Origin of the sequence: Streptomyces sp. NBC_00654 (genome assembly GCF_026341775.1) — a bacterium.
Classification (GTDB): Bacteria; Actinomycetota; Actinomycetes; order Streptomycetales; family Streptomycetaceae; genus Streptomyces.
Window position 1 is genome coordinate 1,310,514 of record NZ_JAPEOB010000002.1, and the last position, 17,286, is coordinate 1,327,799.

The window sequence follows — 17,286 nt, forward strand, 5'->3', positions numbered from 1 at the left end:
TCAGAGTCTTGAGGAGGGTCGCCCATCCCCCGGAAACCTCAATCGCCATGGTGTGGTGCCGCGTCTTCGGAGTTCGGCCGGCTCAGCCGGCGGCGATGTGGTTGGCGTCGTCCTCGGCGTCGTTCAGGATGACCGAGGCGTTGTTACCGCTGATGCCGACCATTTCGAGCAGGTCGGAGAGGCCTTCGAGGCCGTAGGTGAGCCCCTTGCCCGTCGAGTCGACGAACTTGTGGTACTCCTTCGCGTACACGTCGTCCTTGCCGCCCGCCGTCCTGTTCTCCAGGTTGATGTGGTCGTTGAGGACGCCCAGTTCGCCGACGATTCTCGAGATGGCGCCGAACTGGGTGAACCGGCGCGGGAGATCGCCCGGAACGCTCAGGGTTCCGTCAGCCATAGAACTCGTCCTCCTCGCCGCGGTTGCCCGACGGCTTGCGCCCGCCGCCCAGCACCGTCTCCGTCAGCCCCTCCGGCTGCATCGCGCGCAGCGGAGCGAGCAGATCGTCGAGCTCACCACCGCCGAAGAGGCCGCTCGCCAGCTCGTCCTGGCTGCCCATCAGCGGCCGGACCGTGCCGCTCACCTTGGAGTTCATCTCCGTACGTGCCGCGTTGACGGTGGTCTTCAGCACCTCGGCGAGCTGGGCACCCGGCATGGTGCGGTAGCCCTCGGTGTGGAACTTGAAGGAGAGGATCTCGCCGTGGGCGTTGACCGAGGCGGTCACCATACGGTCCTTCGAGGTCGCCGACGCGGACGCCCTGGCCAGTTCCTCCTGGACCTGCTGGATCTTCTTCGTCTGCTCCGCGAGGCCGGCCATGGCCTCCGCGAGCTGTTCCTGGAACGACACCATCAGTACTGCTCCTCCTTGGCTTCCGCCGCCGCTTCCAGCACGTCGACCGCGCGGGACAGGTCGTCCGCGGACAGCCGCAGAGCGACGGGGCCCGTCGGGTTGAGGTAGAGGTCCTGGCCTTCCGGTACAAGTGCGAACGCCTCCGAGACCGGCAGCACCCGGTGGGCGATCGCGCCCGCCCGCTCCAGATGGGCGGGCGAGGTGAACACCGGCACCACCGGATCACCGTCCGGGGTGCAGACGCTCACTGCGCCACCGCCGGGAGCCGTCAGGACGGCCAGCTCGGCCGTGACCACGGCCAGGGCGACGCCCTCGACCGGGCCGTAGCCGGTGGCCGCGAGCTGCATGGCGGCGTCCACGTCGTCCGTCGGCTCGGGCCAGCCGAGCATGCCCGGAGAGGGCCGGTACCGGTCGTTGCGCTGCCATTCGACGATCTCGCCGCCGGCGTCGGAGCGCCACTGCCCGATCACCGCCCACAGCGGCGGCTCACCGTCCCCGCTCCACGCGGGGTCCACCGTGCCGAACCAGTGCTCGGGTGCGGTGCGCGCCGCGGCGCGGATGTCGTCGGGCACGGGCGGCATGACGGAATCCTGGTCCCCGGGAGGTGTCCCGGCCGCCTCCGCACCTGTGGAACTCATCGTCCGATCACGCCCGTTCCGGCGTCGGGCTCGGTGCCCCACACCTCTTCGTCCTCCGACAGCCATACGTTGCGCTGCCGGTCACCGCCGTTGGCCCCGCCGCCCGGGGCGCCGCCACCGCCGCCCATGCCCATGGGCGGCATGAAGGGCATCCCGCTCCCCGTCCCGCCCCCCGCGCCGCCCCGTCCGAGGGCGCCGAGCGACTGCGTGGACACATTGCCCTGCGTCGGCGGGACACCGGGGGTGGCGGGCAGCCCCATGGCCGCACGGGCCCGGTTGCTGAGCCCGGACACGACGGAAGACGGTTCCCGGATCGCGTTGCCGTTGCTGTCGACCATTCTGCGAAGGTTCTCGGAGGCCCCCTTCGAGCCGCCGAAGAGCTCACCGCTCGATGTGGACGGACGGCGCTGGCCGTTGAACAGCTCGTCGAGCGTCTTGGGGTTGCGGGCCTTCAGGTTGTTGCTGCCCTCGGTGATGTGCTTGCCCTGCGGGTCGCTGATGGTGCCGTCGGCGTTGATCCGGGAGCCGGGCGGAACGGTGAGCTTCCCGCCGTACGCGTTGGTCAGCGGCTTGCCGTCCGCGCCGATCAGGTTTCCCTGTGCGTCCACCCTGGTGCCCTTGGGGACGATGACGTTGCCCTCGGCGTCGATTCCGAAGCCACGCGGCGGGTTCCCCCCCGAGGTGGAGCCGTTCGGAAGAGTCGGCGGCTTCGGGCCGGCGGGCGAGATGATCTTGCCGCCGGGGCCGATGGTGGAGCCGGGCGGCACGACCAGGGGCCTGCCGTCCGCACCGAGGACCGGCTTGCCCTTGGAGTCGGTGACGGCCCCGGTCTTGGGGTCGATGCGCGAGCCGGCCGGCAGCCCGCCGCTTCCCAGGGGGTTGCTCGTGCCGGAGGTGCTGCCATTGGGGCCGGTGATCGGATTCGGACCGAGACCGAGGCCGTTCGTGCCCGGGCCCTTGGACGAGGACTCGCTCCCGTTCGGCCCCGTCACCGGTGGCGGGCCACCGAGGCCCAGATCCCCGCCGCCGCCTTCGTCACCGCCCGCGCCGCCGCCCGCGCCGCCGCCGAACATCTCCTTGAACTTGTTGAGGAAGTCGTCGGCGCCGCCCGGGCCGCCGCCATCGCCGGTACCCGTGTCGCCGTAGAAGTCCTTCTGCTCCTCGGGCGTCAGCGAGATGGTGAATGTCGGCTTCACGACAGCATTCGCGTCGGAGAGCTTCGCGCTCGCCTTGTCGTAGGCCGTCGCCAGGTCGAGCATCGTCTGTGCGGACGCGTCGTCCAGTTCGGTCTTGACTCCGGCGAGCCAGTTCAGCTTGGCTTCGCCTTCCACACTCTCGTAATCCAGACCGTCGAACCTGTCCCGGTAAGCCGTGGTGAAGGTCTTGGCTGCCAACGCCCGCAGGAATTCGGCGTAGAGGTGGGTGAAGGGCATGGAGATGGGACCTGCTTCGCGGGGCGTCTGCCCTGCGACCACCGGCACTGTCTCCCGCTTTTCGAACCAATCCCAGGCATTCTTCGCCAGAACATCTATGGTCGTCTTCAGCTTGGAGCTCACGTCTTCCAGATCGCTCTTGATGACGCCGCTCATGTAGTAGGACTGCGTCTCCAGGAGAGAACGCTTGACCGCGAGGAGCACGGCTTCGAAGAGAGCCGCGGACTTCCCTTCGAGTTCCTCCGAGCCGTTCCCCACGCTCTCGGCCCACTTGTTGAACTCGACGGCCCACCCGCCGGTCCACAGATCCATGTTGTTGAACACCTCGGCCGCTTTTTTGGACATCAGCGGATTGGTGTCCTTGTTGGTACCCGCCCAGACGGAGCCGAAGATGGCCCCGGCGGCCCCCGTGAAATCACTCAACGGCCCCGGGTCGTTGCCGAATTCCTTCCAGTCATACCTGAATCCGAAAACGAGGTACGGCTTCTCCGACCTGGAGGCGAAATAGTATGCCTTGTACCCGTCGAACCCCCAGTCCTCGCCGCCGCTCCTCGTAGCGGTATCGGACCAGGCCCCGTTCACCGCCGAGGCGATCCACCGCTTGGACCCCGGCCCCGCCACAAGGTTCCGGTCCGGAAGCTTGGTGGTGCCGTCGTGAAACATGGCGAGGATGTCCTCCCACTTGGCCGGCATCCCGGGGGGCACCGCGACCATGGTTTCACTTTCCCTTCGGGGTCAGGATCTCGGAGAACTCGTCGGCGAGGGCACCACCGATGGTCGTCGAGTCGTCCTCGGCGTCCTGGTGCTTGGCCTCGACGTCCCGCAGGCTGGCCGAGAAGTTGTTCAGGAGCGTGATGGCCGTCTCGTACCGGGTTCGCATGCTCGCGCGGTACGCCTCCAGCTGACCTTCCAGCGCCTTCGCCTGTGTGCACTTCTCGGGGTTTCCGATGGCGAGCGGGATCTTCGATCCCAGGCTCACATAGTCCGGCTTGACCGTGAGGTCACGACGGAACCTGGGGATCTCCTGATTCGCGTACCTGAGATAGACACCGTCGGTCGACTGGTAGATGCCGCCCGGAGTCGCGTCGTCAGCCATGCTCACACCTCACAGAAGTCGATTCGGCCGGCCGGGTCAGCTGCCCTGGAGGTTGTTCAGGCCGCGGCCGCCGTCGAGGTCTCCGTCGATCTGCCGGGCGTGCATCCGCTGGAGAGTGGTGCGGGCGACCCCGTACTGCTCGTCGAGCTGCAGCTTGATCCGGCCCAGCTCCGCCTGGAACTCCTCCCAGGAGGTACGGGTCTGACCGCTCAGGGTGTCGCGCAGCGCGCCGAAGTTCTTCTCCATCCAGGCGAGCGCCTCCTTCATCTCCTGCTGGGCCGCGTCCATGTTCTTGATGGCGTCCAGGACCCCTTGGTGGCTGATCTTGACGGTCATGGCGGAACTCCTCGTGAGGCAGTGGAAAGAGCGGGGAAGGGAAGAGCGGGGAAGGGAAGAGCGGGAAAAGCGGGAACAAAGGCGGGGAAGGTCACCCGGGGTTGATCGTGCCGGCGATACCGGCGGCGTAGCCCTTCGCCTCGAACTCGGCGTCCGTGAGGAGCCGGTTGGCCATCGCGGTGCCCTCACGGAAGAACTGGGTGCGCTCCATGACCCGGGCGTGCGCCCTGAGCCACTCGTCGATGCCGGCCGCGTGGGTCTCCGAGGAGACGGCCTGGTAGGCGGCCCGGACCTGGCCCTGGATGGTCCTGACCTTGCGGCCCGCCTCGTCCATGTCGCGAAGATGCTGGTCCAGCGTCTTCAGCGTCTCGAGCATCGCTGTTTCATCGTTGGACAGGCCATCGGCCGAGTTGACGTTGAAGCCGGAGACATCAGACATGGGGGTCCTCCTGGACACTGCGGGAACACGGCGGCACCACGGGCGCACGACAGGCCGACCAGACCGGGAATCAGGCCCTCCGGTAGTCGACGGATCATCAGGTTAATACGCCGTACGGGATCTTGGAACGAATGTCCCCCGGCAATCTGAGTGTTCATCTGCGATACGCGCGTGAGCTGCGGGAATGCCGGGGAAAGCGCGTGCCCCCGATCCCTCCTATCCTCAAAGAAACCTCAATTCCCTTAAGGCGGAGGGGAATCGGCTATCGCGATGCCGTGTTCTCCGGCGCTTCCACGAGTCCCTGCGTCAGCAGGGCCGTGTCGTCCAGCGCGGGCCCCGACGCGAGCAGCCCGAGGACACCGGACGGGACGGGCACGGACTGATCGGCCCGGTATCCGAGCCGCTGGAGTCCCTTCTCGCCCCCGGGGACCGGGTACTTGGCACCCGACTCGGTGACCAGGTAGTAGGCCGTGCCGGTGCCCGCCGAGGAGAGTGCCGCGACGAGGGCGCCGCCCTCCGGACGCACCGCGAACAGGTCGGCCGCTCCGGAACCCGCCGTGATCCCCGGCTGGTTGGACACCGCCCGGCCGCCCACCGCGTCCGCGCGGGGCAGGACGACCGAGACCGTCGGCCTGCCGTCGGCGGTGCCGACGACGGCACAGACGCCCTCGCCCGCGCCGACCGGACCGGGCCTGGGCAGACCGGTCGGAACCGTGCCGCCCCCGGCTCCCACGAGCCGGGACGCCTTCGGGTCCTCGTGGCGCGCCAGGTCGTCCGGGCCGATCTTCCCCAGGACGACGGCATCCCCGGCGTAGGCGGTCCGCTGGGTACGCGGATCGCCCTTCAGCAGCGCCTCCTCCAGCGCGGTGACCTCGGTCAGGCCCCGCTCCGTCAGCAGGTAGTGGCCGCCGGAGCCGTCGAAGAGCTGCCCGATCCGTGTCGGGCGGCCGGCCAGCGAGGGGCCCGCCTTCCCGCGTCCGGCCACGTCCGGAACCGCCAGGTCGGGGCCGGCCGGCAGGGCGTTGAGGAAGGCGTCGGGGACCGGGTAGGCCCCGTCGGGGTCGTAACCCAGCGCCTGGACCGCGTAGTTCGCGGTGTTCAGCCGCATCCGGGTGCCGTGCCAGAGGAGGTACGTGGTGCCGCCCGGGACGGTACGCACCAGGGTGGCCCCGTCCGAGGTGACCGGCCGGCCCTTGGCGCTCAGGCCGACGGCCAGGGTGAGGAGCGGCTCCGAGGCGGCGTCGGGACGGGTGGCGCACACCGACCAGGCCTCGCGGCTGAGCGCGCCCGCCTGCGGCAGCGGGTCCGGCGCGCCGACGATGCCCAGGGTGGCGCCGCGCGGGGCGTCCTCGATGGAGGCGGGCTTGACGCTCACCACCTTCATCCGGTCCCCCGCCAGCAGTCTGGCCGAGGTCTCGTTGAGGACCGGATGGAGGACTCCGTCGAGCGTGAGGTAGCGGGCGCCCGAACGCTCGTCGAGCACCAGCGTTCCGGTGGCCTTCCACGCGTTCGAGCCGCCGGGCACCACGAGCCCGTACACCGCGACGATGAGCGCGGCCAGGGCCGCGACCACCAGGCCGATGACGAAGCCCTTGGTGGTCCGCCGGTGCGCGGACTCCGGGGCGTCCGGGTCGTCCCGGAGCATTCCCAGTGACAGCCGGCTCATGACGAACATGTGCGCGTGGACCTGGTCCCGCCTGGACTGCATTCCTTGCCTTTCCGACCGGGCATCGGCCCGGCGCGCGAGGGCCCGGGGTACCGGGGCTTTCGGCCGGCGGACCCCGGGATCCGCCGGCTGTCCGGCGGCGGACGCCGGAGAGCCGGCTCAGCTGTTGAGGCCCCGCAGGTACTGGTAGAGACCGGCGACGAGCAGGGCCAGCGGGACGAGGACGATGGCGAAGAGGAGGTGGAGCAGGTCGACCGCGCGCCCCCAGTAGGGCACCAGGCGGCGCCCGGGGAGCGTCCAGCCCGTGATGGCGAGCACGGCCGCGACCGCCAGCAGACCGGCGAGCAGCAGCGGCCGGGAACCGTCACCGGTCCGCAGGACCAGCTGCACCGTCAGCAGTACGGAACCGTAGGCGGCGGGGAGCACGACGGCGAGACGCTGCCAGGCGCCGCCGATCGCCCGTGCGTGCGTGAACATCAGCGCGCACAGGACCGCGGCCAGGGTGAGCGGTGCCCAGGACGTCTCGAACGCCAGCACCGTGAGGCAGCCCGCGGCCACCAGCCCGGTGGCACCGTACAGGCCCGTGAGGTAGCTGTCGGCGACGGCGCCGCGGGCGGCGATCCGCTCGTCCGGGGTGGGCTCGATGCCCTCCTGGAGCTGGCCCGCGTTGGTGGGCAGCAGCGGCACCTTCAGCCCGGACAGGCGGAACGCCAGGGACGGCAGGAAGTGACCCAGCAGGACGACCGCCAGGATCAGCGGGGCGGCCGTGCCGGTGGCCGGGACGCCGAAGAGCATCACGGCTCCCCCGACCGCTCCGAGGACCGCGGCCAGAGCGGCGGCCAGGAACAGCGGGGCGCACGCGCCCACGGCGGCCAGGGCGAGCACGGCGGCGCCGGCCGCCGCGGAGCAGCCCGCGAGCAGCCGGGCGCCCAGTTCCGCGTCGGACGCCGCCCCTTGGGGCACCAGGGCTCCGGCCAGGGCGAGGAAGGGGACGGCCGCGGCGCCGAGCGCGCCGCCCGCGCCGACGTCGCCGACCGCCCGTGAGGCGGCCGCCGCACCGGCCAGCAGGAGGATCGCGGTCCCCGCCGAGCAGACCGCCCTGAGCCCCGTGGAACCGGGCAGCAACAGGAGCAGCAGGCCGGTGGCGAGGGTGCTCAGGGCGAGCGCGGTCATGAGGTGGTGGGACCACACCGGCCGCCAGGAGTCGGGGCGTTCGCGCAGCCGGCTGGAGAGCCCGTCGACGAGGTCGTCGTAGTGGATCTCGGGGAGGGCGTCCCCGCGCAGCCGCAGATGTACCGTTTCGCCGTCGCGCAGGCCCAGGTCGCCGAGGGTGCTCTCGTCGTCGAGGGGCCCCTGGCCGAGGCGCTGGAGCACCCAGCCGCCCGCCTGTGCGCCACGTTCGTAGAGGTCGGTGCCTCCGTGGTCGACGATGGTCGGCAGCAGATCGGCGAGCACGATGTCGGACGGTACGGCGAGTTCGACGGAGCGGTCGGGCGTCAGCACCGTGAGGCGGCACAGGGGTGCCGCGGAGATGTCGGTCAAGCGCGTTTCATCGCCTTCCAGGACAGTGGTCGACGCGGTCAGATTGATCACATTAACTTGTGCGTGCAGTCTGTACGTTGTGGGGTGCCGCCAAGATCGGCGGCCCCGCCCCCGCCCACCACCCGGCCTGCGTTCCCGCACCGTCGGCCGTACCGCAGGCGTTTGACGTCCCGTCACTCCGAAGACGCGTCACGGCAACCGCCGGCACCCCTCAGGAAGGCGATTCCCTTTGAGCGTGGTCCTCTTCAAGAGGCCTCCCCGGCGTCTTGGCCCCGAGATGCCCCATGGCGAACTGAGCCTCCAGGAGCCGCCCACGGTGCCGGAGACGCAGAGCGCGATGGGCAACATGATCACGTACATGCCGATGGCGCTCAGCTCGCTCGGCATGGTGCTCATCTTCCTGCGCCCCGGCAGTGGCGGCGGTCCCATGATGTACGTCGCCATCGGCCTGATGGCGCTGTCGGCCGTCGGCATGCTGGTCTCGCAGATCGTCCGGGCCTCCGGGGACCGCAAGCGGGCGCTGCTCGGTGAGCGGCGCGACTACATGCGCTACCTGTCGATCAGCCGCAGGCGCATCCGCAAGGTGATCACCCAGCAGCGGGAGGCGCAGGCGTGGTCGCATCCGGACCCGGCTTCCCTGTGGAGCCTGGTGCCGACGGCGAGGCTGTGGGAGCGGCGGGCGGCGCACGGGGACTTCGCCGAGGTACGGATCGCGGTGGGCGAGCAGCAGCTGGCGACGAAGCTGACACCGCTGAGCACCAAGCCGGTCGAGGATCTGGAGCCGCTGTCCGCGCACGCCCTGCGGCGCTTCATCAAGGCGTACGGCACGGTGTCCGACCAGCCGGTCGCGGTCTATCTGCGGACCTACGCCCGTGTCCTGCTCCAGTCCGGGCAGGAGGACGCGCACGCGATGGTGCGGGCCCTGCTGGCCCAGCTGAGTGTCTTCCACGCCCCGCAGGACCTGCGGATCGTGGTGCTGGCGGACCATGACCGCCGGGACGCCTGGGAGTGGGTGAAGTGGCTGCCGCACGCCCAGCATCCGACGGACGTCGACGGCGGCGGCCCGGTGCGCCTGGTCACCGATTCCGTGCTGGGTCTCGAATCGCTGCTCGGTGAGGAACTGACCGGACGGCCCGCCTTCGAGACGGACGCCGTCCCGAGCGCCGAGGAGCCCTACTGCGTCGTGGTGCTGGACAGCGCCCGGACGCCCGCCGACTCCCGGCTGGCCACCGACGGTTACCGCAACACGGTGACGCTGGACGTGTCCGGCTCCCTGCCCTGGCGTCAGTCCCGTCACACGCTGCGGCTGCGGATCGCCGGGCAGCGGCTCGAACTGGTCAGCACCGACCGGTCGGGCAAGGAGACCACCTCGGCGCTCGGCAGGCCCGATGTGCTGGGTCCCCGGCGGGCCAGGGCGCTGGCCACGCTGCTGTCCCCCTACCGGATGGGCATCACCACGGACAACGGTGAGGCACTCACCTCGGACGTGCAGCTGACGACCCTGCTCGGCCTCCCCGACCTGCACACGGTCGATCTGGACGCCGTGCGCGAGGACCGCAGCGAGCGTGCCAGGCTGCGGGTGCCGCTGGGGCTCGCCGGCGACGGCACCCCGGTGGAACTGGACATCAAGGAGGCGGCGCAGGGCGGTATGGGCCCGCACGGCGTGCTGATCGGCGCGACGGGTTCCGGCAAGTCGGAGCTGCTGCGGACCCTGGTGCTGGCGCTGGCGCTCACCCACTCCTCGGAGAAGCTGAACTTCGTCCTGGTCGACTTCAAGGGCGGCGCGACCTTCCTGGGCCTGGACGGTCTGCCGCACACCTCTGCGGTCATCACCAACCTCGCCGACGAGTCCTCCCTGGTGGACCGCATGCAGGACGCCCTGCACGGTGAGCTGATGCGCCGCCAGGAACTGCTGCGCAGCGCCGGGAACTACACCTCGGCGTACGAGTACGAGACGGCGCGGGCGGCGGGCGCCGAGCTGGATCCGCTGCCGACGCTGTTCGTGGTGGTCGACGAGTTCAGCGAACTCCTCTCCGCACACCGTGACTTCATGGACCTGTTCGTGATGGTGGGCCGTCTCGGCCGCAGTCTGGGCGTGCATCTGCTGCTCGCCTCGCAGCGGCTGGACGAGGGCCGGATGACCCAGTTGGAGTCGCATCTGTCGTACCGGATCGCGCTGCGCACGTTCTCCTCGATGGAGAGCCGCGGTGTCCTGGGCGTGCCGGACGCCTATCAGCTGCCCTCGGTACCCGGCAGCGCCATCCTGAAGAAGGACACCGGGACCCTGGTCCGGTTCAAGGCCGCGTATGTCTCCGGGCCCTATCAGGGCGTCCGCAGGGTCGGCGCGTCGGCGGTCGCCGGGCAGGTGGTCCCGTACCGCACGGAGTGGACCGCGCCCCGGCTCCCCGCGCCCGACCCGGACCCGCAGCCGGTGGCGGAGGAGGAGAGCGAGGAGTCCCTGCTCGCGCTGGCCGTGTCCCGGATGCGGGAGGGCGGCAGGCCGGCGCACCGGGTCTGGCTGCCGCCGCTGGACAGCCCGCTGTCGCTGGACGTCCTGCTGATGGGGGTGGAGCCGCATGCCGAGCGGGGTCTCACCACCATCGATCCCGAGCTGCACGGCGGGCTGACGGTGCCGGTGGGCATCATCGACCGGCCCTTCGACCAGAGCCGCGAGCCCCTGGTGGCCGAGCTGTCCGGCGCGGGCGGGCACGTGGGTATCGCGGGCGGCCCGCAGAGCGGCAAGTCCACGCTCGTACGCGATCTGATCATGTCGCTCGCCCTCACGCACACTCCGCGCGAAGTCCAGTTCTACTGCCTGGACTTCGGCGGAGGTTCGCTCGGATCGCTCCGCGACCTGCCCCATGTGGGCGGTGTGACGGGCCGGCTGGACCTGGAGCGGGTGCAGCGCACCCTGGCCGAGGTGCACGGGCTGGTGGCCCGGCGCGAGAAGCAGTTCGCCGAGCTGGGCATCGACTCGATGGCGATGCTGCGTGCCCGCCGGGCCGCCGGTGAGATGCCCGACGAGCCGTACGGCGATGTGTTCCTCGTCGTCGACGGCTGGGGCACGGTCCGCCAGGACTTCATGGACATCATGGACACCTTCACGGCGCTGGCGGCGCGGGGCCTCAACTACGGTGTGCACCTCATCGTGGCGGCGGGCCGCTGGTCGGAGATCCCCACCGCGCTGCGGGACCAGCTCGGCACCCGCTTCGAGCTGCGCCTCGGCGACAGCATGGACTCCATGATCAACATGCGGGCCGCCGCGACCATCCCCAAGTCGCCCGGCCGCGGCATGACCGAGTCCAAGCACCACTTCCTCACCGCTCTGCCCCGGCTGGACGGCGGCGACAGCGCCGCGGACCTCGGGGCGGGCGTCGCCGACGCGGTGGCCCGGGTGGCCGAGCACTGGCAGGGGCCGCCCGCACCCGCGGTCCGTACCCTGCCCTCGGTACTGGAACCCGCCGAACTGCCCGACGCCGAGGTCGGCACGGACGGCGATCTGCGCCTGCCGCTGGGCCTGGAGGGCAACCAGCTCGACGTCATGTGGCACGACTTCGCGCAGACCGCGCACCTGGTGGTGGTGGGCGACGCGGAGACCGGGAAGACCAATCTGCTGCGCTCGGTCTGCAAGGCGGTCACCGACCGCTACACCCCCGCCGAGGCCCGGGTACTGCTGGTCGACTACCGGCGCGGGCTGCTGGAGAGCGTCCCCGAGTCGCACCGGCTGGGCTACGCCGTATCCGTCGACGTGCTCAAGCAGGCGGTGGACGGCGTGGCGCGGGCCATGAAGGAGCGCCTGCCCGGCGCGGACATCTCGCCCGCCCAGCTGAAGCGTCGGGACTGGTGGAAGGGCCCGCAGGTCTTCCTGGTCGTGGACGACTACGACATGGTGTCCGGCGGCAATATGAGCAACCACTTCGGGCCGCTGCTCGACTATCTCGCGCAGGGCGCGGAGCTGGGGCTGCACCTGATCGTGGCACGCAGCGCCAACGGTGCGGCGCGGGCGATGAACGATCCGCTGCTGCGCCGGCTGCTGGAGGTCAACACGCCTGCCGCGCTGCTCTCCTGCCCGCCCTCGGAGGGATATCTGTTCAACGACACCAAGCCGAGGCAGCTGCCGCCGGGCCGGGCACAGCTGATCACCCGCAGGGGTGTGGTGCAGGTGCAGACCCCGCTGCTGCCGGACCCGGAGGGCGAGGACTGACCCGGAGGGCGAGGACTGACCCGGAGGGCGAGGACTGACCCGGAGGGCGAGGACTGACTACGTCCGGCGGAACGGGACGCACGGCACCGGGGCGCCGTCGGGCCCGGCGGGGCAGGACGCCGGGGCCGCTGTCCGCCCGGGCGGTACCGGCCGGGGGTCGGTCCGCTTGCGTGACCGGACCCGGGCCGCTGCCCGCCCGGGCGGTACCGGCCGGGAGTCAGTCCGCTTGCGTGACCGGACCCGCCGCCCGGCCCGCCCGCCAGCCCCGGCGGCGCCCGCGGGGCAGGACGAACCCCACGAACGCGACCAGCAGCGTCACCCCGGTCGCCCCGCCGGCCACGGCCAGCGCCCGGTTGCGCGCCTCCGGCGGGTCGAGCGGCGGGACGGCCTGCGCGGAGGCCTTCCCCGTTCCGGCCGGGGACTGCGCGTGTTCCTCGGGGAGTACGGCGGACAGCGCCCGCACCGGATCGACGACCCCCAGCCCGATACCGGGGTCCGGCACGTCGCCCACGGCCCCGTACGCGGTGGACTCCAGCCGGTGCGCGAGCTGTTCGGCGGTCAGCCGGGGGTGGTAGGAGAGGACCAGGGCCGCCGTACCGGCCACGAACGCACCGGCCACCGCGTCGCCTCGGCCGGTGAACTGGCCGGGGCCGCCCGGCCCCGGCCCCATCACCGAGACGCCGGGGGCGCTCAGCCTGGGCCGCGTACGCCGCCCCTTCTCCGTGCCCGGCGCTTCCGGTTCGCCGCCCGGCCCGACCGAGGAAACAGCCAGCACCCCGGGCAGCGCCGCCGGGTAGGCGGGCCCGTCCACCGCCTGCGACGCCGCCGCGCCGCGCTCCCACTCCCGTGCCGAGGCGGGCGCCACCACGAGCGCACCGGCCTTCTGCGCGGCAAGGACGGCGTCCTTCAGCTGCTTCGGGGCGGCAGGGACGCTCAGCGCCACCTGGATGATCCGCGCCCCGGACGCGGTGGCCGCCCTGATGCCCTTGGCCAGCGCCTCGGGTGTGGTCGCACCGTGCTTGTCGGTGGCCCGCACCGCGATCACCTCGGCATCCGGGGCCACCCCGGCCGCCTTGAGGCCCTGTTGCCGCCCGCCCGCCACGATCCCGGCGAGGAAGGTGCCGTATCCGACGCAGTCGTCCCGCACGGTGCCGCCCGCCACCACGTCCGGGCCGCCGGTGACCCGGCCGTCCAGCGCCGGAACCCGCCGCAGGTCCGCTCCGGTGCCGACGAGAGCGACCTCGACCCCCGCGCCCCGGCTGAGTTCCCAGGCCCTGTCGATCCCCAGGAAGCTCTGTGCCCACGGGACTTGGGCGGACTTCTTGGCGGAGCGCGGAGTGCACGGACGGCCGTCGGCGACGGTGGCGGGCATTCCCGGCAGTGAGGGGCTGTCCGCGTCCCCCGCCGCCCCGGCGGGAGCCGCGGTACCGGGTATCAGGAGCAGGGCGGCCAGTGCTGCCGGTCCGAGTGCGCGGGACACCGAGGACCTCGAAGATCGCATGCGCCGATGGTAACGACGCTCCCCGCACCACCGGTACCGGCCCCGGAACCCGCCCGGGACCGGTGCCCCGGAGGTCCCGGAATCGCCGACCACCATGGCGGGCGACCTGCGGCAACAGGCATGATGGGCACAGCAGTTTCCCATGCCCTACATGCCGCGCGTCTCCGCCCCGTACCTACGGCGCAGGGGTCCGGGAGGTCAGATAAGTGTCACGCCAGATGCTCACCGTCGCCGCCGACGGGACGGGCGACCACCGCACCGTCGGGGAGGCCGTCGCACGGGCCCGTGCCGGAGCGGTCGTCAGAATCGCTCCGGGGCGGTACGAGGAGAGCCTGACGGTCTCGTCCGCGATCACCCTGACCGCCGCCGAGGGCCAGGGGACGGTGGAGCTGGCGCCCCGGCGCGGGACGGCGCTGACACTCACCGGGGACGCGGTGATGGTCAGGGATCTCGTGCTGCGCGGGCACGACGACGAGCTTCCCGTGGTCGACGCACCGCGCGGGCAGCTCGCGATGGACCGGTGCGACATCCACGGTTCGGCCTGGTCGGCGCTCTTCGCCCGGGAGGGCGGGTCGCTGGCCCTGCGTCAGTGCCGGATCAGCAACCCGGTGGGCGCCGGTGTGGTGTCCACCTCCTCCGCCGAGAGCTTCCTGGAGAACTGCGTCGTCGAACACCTGGGCACCTCCGCCGTGGTGGCCGGTGAGCAGGGCAGGATCACCGCCCGCTTCAGCCGGCTCAGGGACACCAAGGGCAACGGTGTCCTCACCAACGGGCAGGCGCATGTCCTCCTGGAGGAGTGCGCGATATCGGCGACCGGCAAGCCGGGCGTCGCCGTCGAGGAGGAGAGCTCGGTCAGGATGGTGCGCGGCACGGTCCGCAAGGCCGCCGTGGGTGTGTTCGTGAACAGCGCCGGGCCGGTCGTCCTGGAGGATGTCTCCGTCAGCGATGTCACCGGGCACGGATTCGTCCTGGGCGGCGGCAGTTCCCCGACGCTGACCCGGTGCAGCACCGAACGGACCGGCGGGAACGGCCTGTTGGTGACCGAGCGCAGCCGTGGCGCGTTCGACGCGTGTGTGTTCGCCACCGCCGGGGAACCTGCGGTGCGGGTCACCGGCTTCTCCTCGCCGGTGCTGACGGACACCGTCGTCCACGACGCCAAGGGCACCGGGGTGCTGCTCGACGAGGACTCGGCCGCCGAGTTCGACCGCCTTGAGGTGCGGGACAGCGGCGGGTCCGGAATCGTGATCCGCAGCGGCGCCAACCCGCTGCTGCTGCGCGCCACGGTCACCGGCGCCGGCACCCACGGCGTGGAGGTCGTGAAGGACGGCCGGGGGCGTCTGGAGGAGGGGGTCGTCGAGCGGTCGGGCGGCTCGGCCGTCCATGTCTCGGGCCACGGCAATCTGTTCGTCGGCAAGGGCCGGCTGCGGGCCTCCGCCGGGGCCGGGATCCACATCGGGGCGCTCGGTACGCTCACACTGCGGGACACCGGGATCGAGGAGTCCGGCGGCGCGGGCGTCCACCTCGCGCCCGAGGGCGAACTGGCGGCCGTGCGTGCCGTGGTGACGGGGTCCGCCGAGTGCGGCGTACTGCTGTCCGCGGGCGCGCGGGCCTCGCTCAACGGCTGCGAGGTGACCGGTTCGGGCGCCGACGGCATACGGGTGGAGGGCACCGACGCCATAGCCCTGACCGGCTGCACCGTCCGCGCCAACCGGGGCAGCGGAGTGCGCCAGACGGTGCCCGGCGACCGGCTCACCGTCGAGGGCCTGACCAGTACGGAGAACGGCGCCCCGGACGCCTGGGGCTCCGCGCGGGACGCGGAGGCGGCGGGTGACGGCCGGCTGCCCGGCGGAGCGGCCCCGGCGGCGGCCGAAGCCCGGTCCGGTACGGGCCCGGTGGCCGAACTGGAGTCGCTGATCGGCCTCGACGAGGTCAAGCAGCAGGTGCTGACGCTGATCAACCTCAACCGGATGGCGCAGCGCAGGGCGAGCATCGGCATGCCCGCGCCGCCGATGAGCCGTCACCTGGTCTTCGCGGGCCCGCCCGGCACCGGCAAGACGACGGTGGCGCGGCTCTACGGCTCCATCCTCGCCTCGCTCGGCGTGCTGCGCTCCGGGCATCTGGTGGAGGTGTCGCGTGCGGACCTGGTGGCGCAGATCATCGGCGGGACGGCCATCAAGACCACCGAGACCTTCAACAAGGCGCTCGGCGGTGTGCTGTTCGTCGACGAGGCGTACACCCTGCTCTCCGACGGCGGCGGCAGCGGCGCCGACTTCGGGCGCGAGGCGATCGACACGCTGGTGAAGCTGATGGAGGACCACCGCGAGGACGTGGTGGTGGTCGCGGCCGGCTATCCGAAGGAGATGACGGACTTCCTGGCGTCCAACCCGGGTCTCGCCTCCCGGTTCACGCGCAGCGTCGAGTTCAGCGACTACACCTCGGACGAGCTGGTCACGATCGTGGAGCGGATGTGCACCGGCCACCGCTACGAGCTGGATCCGGCGGCGCGCTCGGCACTGCTCACGCGCTTCGAGCGGATTCCCCGCGACGCGGGCTTCGGCAACGGCCGTACCGCCCGCAAGGTCTTCGAGGAGATGGTGGACCGGCAGGCGTCCCGGCTGGCCGCCCTGCCGGAGGCCGGCGAGCGGGAACTGGCCGTGCTGACCGCGCAGGACGTGGGCGTTCCGGCGGGCGGTGTGCCGCAGGACGGGCCGGACGAGGATCCGCTGCTGCGGCTGGACGCGCTGGTGGGCCTCGCGGCCGTCAAGCGCGAGGTCGCCGATCTGGTCAATCTGCTCGCCACCGCGCGGCGCAGGAAGGAGGCCGGTCTGCCCGCGCCCCGGATCAGCAACCATCTGGTCTTCGCGGGCCCGCCCGGCACCGGCAAGACGACGGTGGCACGGCTCTACGGCGAACTGCTGGCCTCCCTCGGCGTGCTGCCGCGCGGCCAGCTCGTCGAGGTCTCACGCGCGGACCTGGTGGGCCGCTACGTCGGACACACCGCGCAGCTGACCCGGGAGGTATTCGAACGGGCGCTGGGCGGCGTCCTGTTCATCGACGAGGCGTACACCCTGACGCCCCGCTCGGGCGCCGGTTCCGCGGACTTCGGCCAGGAAGCGGTGGAGACACTGCTGAAGCTGATGGAGGACCACCGCGACGAGGTGGTCGTGATCGTGGCGGGGTACACCACGGAGATGAACCGGTTCCTGGGCTCCAACCCGGGTCTCGACTCGCGCTTCCCCCGCCGTATCGAGTTCCCCGACTACTCCTCGGACGAACTGGTCACGATCGTCCGTATGCACGCGGCCGACAACGGCTACGAGTGCGCGCCCGGCACGGCCGGCGCGCTGCGGACCCACTTCGACGGCATCCCCAGGAGTGCGACGTTCGGCAACGCGCGGCTGGCCCGGCAGACGCTGGAGCAGATGATGACCCATCACGCGGGACGGCTGAGCGGCGTCGCGGTACCGAGCCTGGACGATCTGCGGCTGCTGCTCCCGGAGGACCTCTCCCCGCACTGAGGGACAACGTGCTGAGGGACAACGTGCTGAAGGGCAACGTACTGAGAGGCAACGTGCGGGCGGCAGGA

Annotated in this window: 12 protein-coding genes; 2 read left to right on the forward strand and 10 right to left on the reverse strand. The window is 71.5% G+C overall.

The features are described 5' to 3' along the window. Positions 1–82: 82 nt before the first annotated feature. The 9 genes from OHA98_RS26000 to eccD form a co-directional block, all read right to left on the reverse strand. Entirely contained in the window at positions 83–394 is a 312-nt protein-coding gene (locus OHA98_RS26000) for a hypothetical protein (protein WP_266364630.1), read from the reverse strand. Then, complete coding sequence (locus OHA98_RS26005) at positions 387–845, reverse strand: YbaB/EbfC family nucleoid-associated protein (protein ID WP_266929154.1); 459 nt, start codon at positions 843–845, stop codon at positions 387–389. Before OHA98_RS26005 ends, OHA98_RS26000 begins: the two co-directional genes overlap by 8 nt. Then, positions 845–1,426, reverse strand: a complete 582-nt coding sequence (locus OHA98_RS26010; protein WP_266929155.1) for a type VII secretion system-associated protein — start codon at positions 1,424–1,426, stop codon at positions 845–847. Before OHA98_RS26010 ends, OHA98_RS26005 begins: the two co-directional genes overlap by 1 nt. 53 nt (positions 1,427–1,479) lie before the next feature. After that, positions 1,480–3,630, reverse strand: coding sequence for a hypothetical protein (locus OHA98_RS26015; RefSeq protein WP_266929156.1), 2,151 nt, complete (start codon positions 3,628–3,630; stop codon positions 1,480–1,482). A 4-nt stretch (positions 3,631–3,634) separates the two neighbouring features. Next, positions 3,635–4,012 (reverse strand): hypothetical protein, encoded by a 378-nt coding sequence (locus OHA98_RS26020; RefSeq protein WP_266929157.1) that lies wholly within the window; start codon positions 4,010–4,012, stop codon positions 3,635–3,637. A 36-nt stretch (positions 4,013–4,048) separates the two neighbouring features. Continuing rightward, on the reverse strand, positions 4,049–4,348 hold the full coding sequence (locus OHA98_RS26025; RefSeq protein ID WP_266929158.1) for a hypothetical protein: 300 nt from the start codon (positions 4,346–4,348) through the stop codon (positions 4,049–4,051). Between the two features lie 91 nt (positions 4,349–4,439). Continuing rightward, on the reverse strand, positions 4,440–4,787 hold the full coding sequence (locus OHA98_RS26030; RefSeq protein ID WP_266929159.1) for a hypothetical protein: 348 nt from the start codon (positions 4,785–4,787) through the stop codon (positions 4,440–4,442). Between the two features lie 262 nt (positions 4,788–5,049). Then, the gene (eccB, locus tag OHA98_RS26035) at positions 5,050–6,495 is read right to left on the reverse strand and encodes a type VII secretion protein EccB (RefSeq protein WP_266929160.1); all 1,446 of its coding nucleotides are present in this window, start codon (positions 6,493–6,495) and stop codon (positions 5,050–5,052) included. A 117-nt stretch (positions 6,496–6,612) separates the two neighbouring features. Then, entirely contained in the window at positions 6,613–7,995 is a 1,383-nt protein-coding gene (gene eccD / locus OHA98_RS26040) for a type VII secretion integral membrane protein EccD (protein ID WP_266929161.1), read from the reverse strand. A 277-nt stretch (positions 7,996–8,272) separates the two neighbouring features. Here eccD and eccCa point away from each other — a divergent pair, with 277 nt between their 5' ends. After that, positions 8,273–12,199, forward strand: a complete 3,927-nt coding sequence (gene eccCa, locus OHA98_RS26045) for a type VII secretion protein EccCa (RefSeq protein ID WP_266930911.1) — start codon at positions 8,273–8,275, stop codon at positions 12,197–12,199. Positions 12,200–12,416: 217 nt separating this feature from the next. Here eccCa and OHA98_RS26050 read toward each other — a convergent pair whose 3' ends face one another. After that, positions 12,417–13,700 carry a S8 family serine peptidase gene (locus tag OHA98_RS26050; RefSeq protein ID WP_266929162.1) on the reverse strand — a complete coding sequence of 428 codons (1,284 nt, stop codon included), beginning with the start codon at positions 13,698–13,700 and terminating at the stop codon, positions 12,417–12,419. Between the two features lie 218 nt (positions 13,701–13,918). Here OHA98_RS26050 and OHA98_RS26055 point away from each other — a divergent pair, with 218 nt between their 5' ends. Further along, positions 13,919–17,218: a right-handed parallel beta-helix repeat-containing protein gene (locus OHA98_RS26055; protein ID WP_266930912.1), complete on the forward strand. Its 3,300-nt coding sequence runs from the start codon at positions 13,919–13,921 to the stop codon at positions 17,216–17,218. The last annotated feature ends 68 nt before the right edge of the window (positions 17,219–17,286 follow it).

What these genes read in the sequence shown, in the direction of transcription:
- OHA98_RS26000 (WP_266364630.1), bottom strand. Translation starts at nt 394, where the DNA reads ATGGCTGACGGAACCCTGAGCGTTCCGGGCGATCTCCCGCGCCGGTTC.
- OHA98_RS26005 (WP_266929154.1), bottom strand. Translation starts at nt 845, where the DNA reads ATGGTGTCGTTCCAGGAACAGCTCGCGGAGGCCATGGCCGGCCTCGCG.
- OHA98_RS26010 (WP_266929155.1), bottom strand. Translation starts at nt 1,426, where the DNA reads ATGCCGCCCGTGCCCGACGACATCCGCGCCGCGGCGCGCACCGCACCC.
- OHA98_RS26015 (WP_266929156.1), bottom strand. Translation starts at nt 3,630, where the DNA reads ATGGTCGCGGTGCCCCCCGGGATGCCGGCCAAGTGGGAGGACATCCTC.
- OHA98_RS26020 (WP_266929157.1), bottom strand. Translation starts at nt 4,012, where the DNA reads ATGGCTGACGACGCGACTCCGGGCGGCATCTACCAGTCGACCGACGGT.
- OHA98_RS26025 (WP_266929158.1), bottom strand. Translation starts at nt 4,348, where the DNA reads ATGACCGTCAAGATCAGCCACCAAGGGGTCCTGGACGCCATCAAGAAC.
- OHA98_RS26030 (WP_266929159.1), bottom strand. Translation starts at nt 4,787, where the DNA reads ATGTCTGATGTCTCCGGCTTCAACGTCAACTCGGCCGATGGCCTGTCC.
- eccB (WP_266929160.1), bottom strand. Translation starts at nt 6,495, where the DNA reads ATGCAGTCCAGGCGGGACCAGGTCCACGCGCACATGTTCGTCATGAGC.
- eccCa (WP_266930911.1), top strand. Translation starts at nt 8,273, where the DNA reads ATGCCCCATGGCGAACTGAGCCTCCAGGAGCCGCCCACGGTGCCGGAG.
- OHA98_RS26050 (WP_266929162.1), bottom strand. Translation starts at nt 13,700, where the DNA reads ATGCGATCTTCGAGGTCCTCGGTGTCCCGCGCACTCGGACCGGCAGCA.
- OHA98_RS26055 (WP_266930912.1), top strand. Translation starts at nt 13,919, where the DNA reads ATGCTCACCGTCGCCGCCGACGGGACGGGCGACCACCGCACCGTCGGG.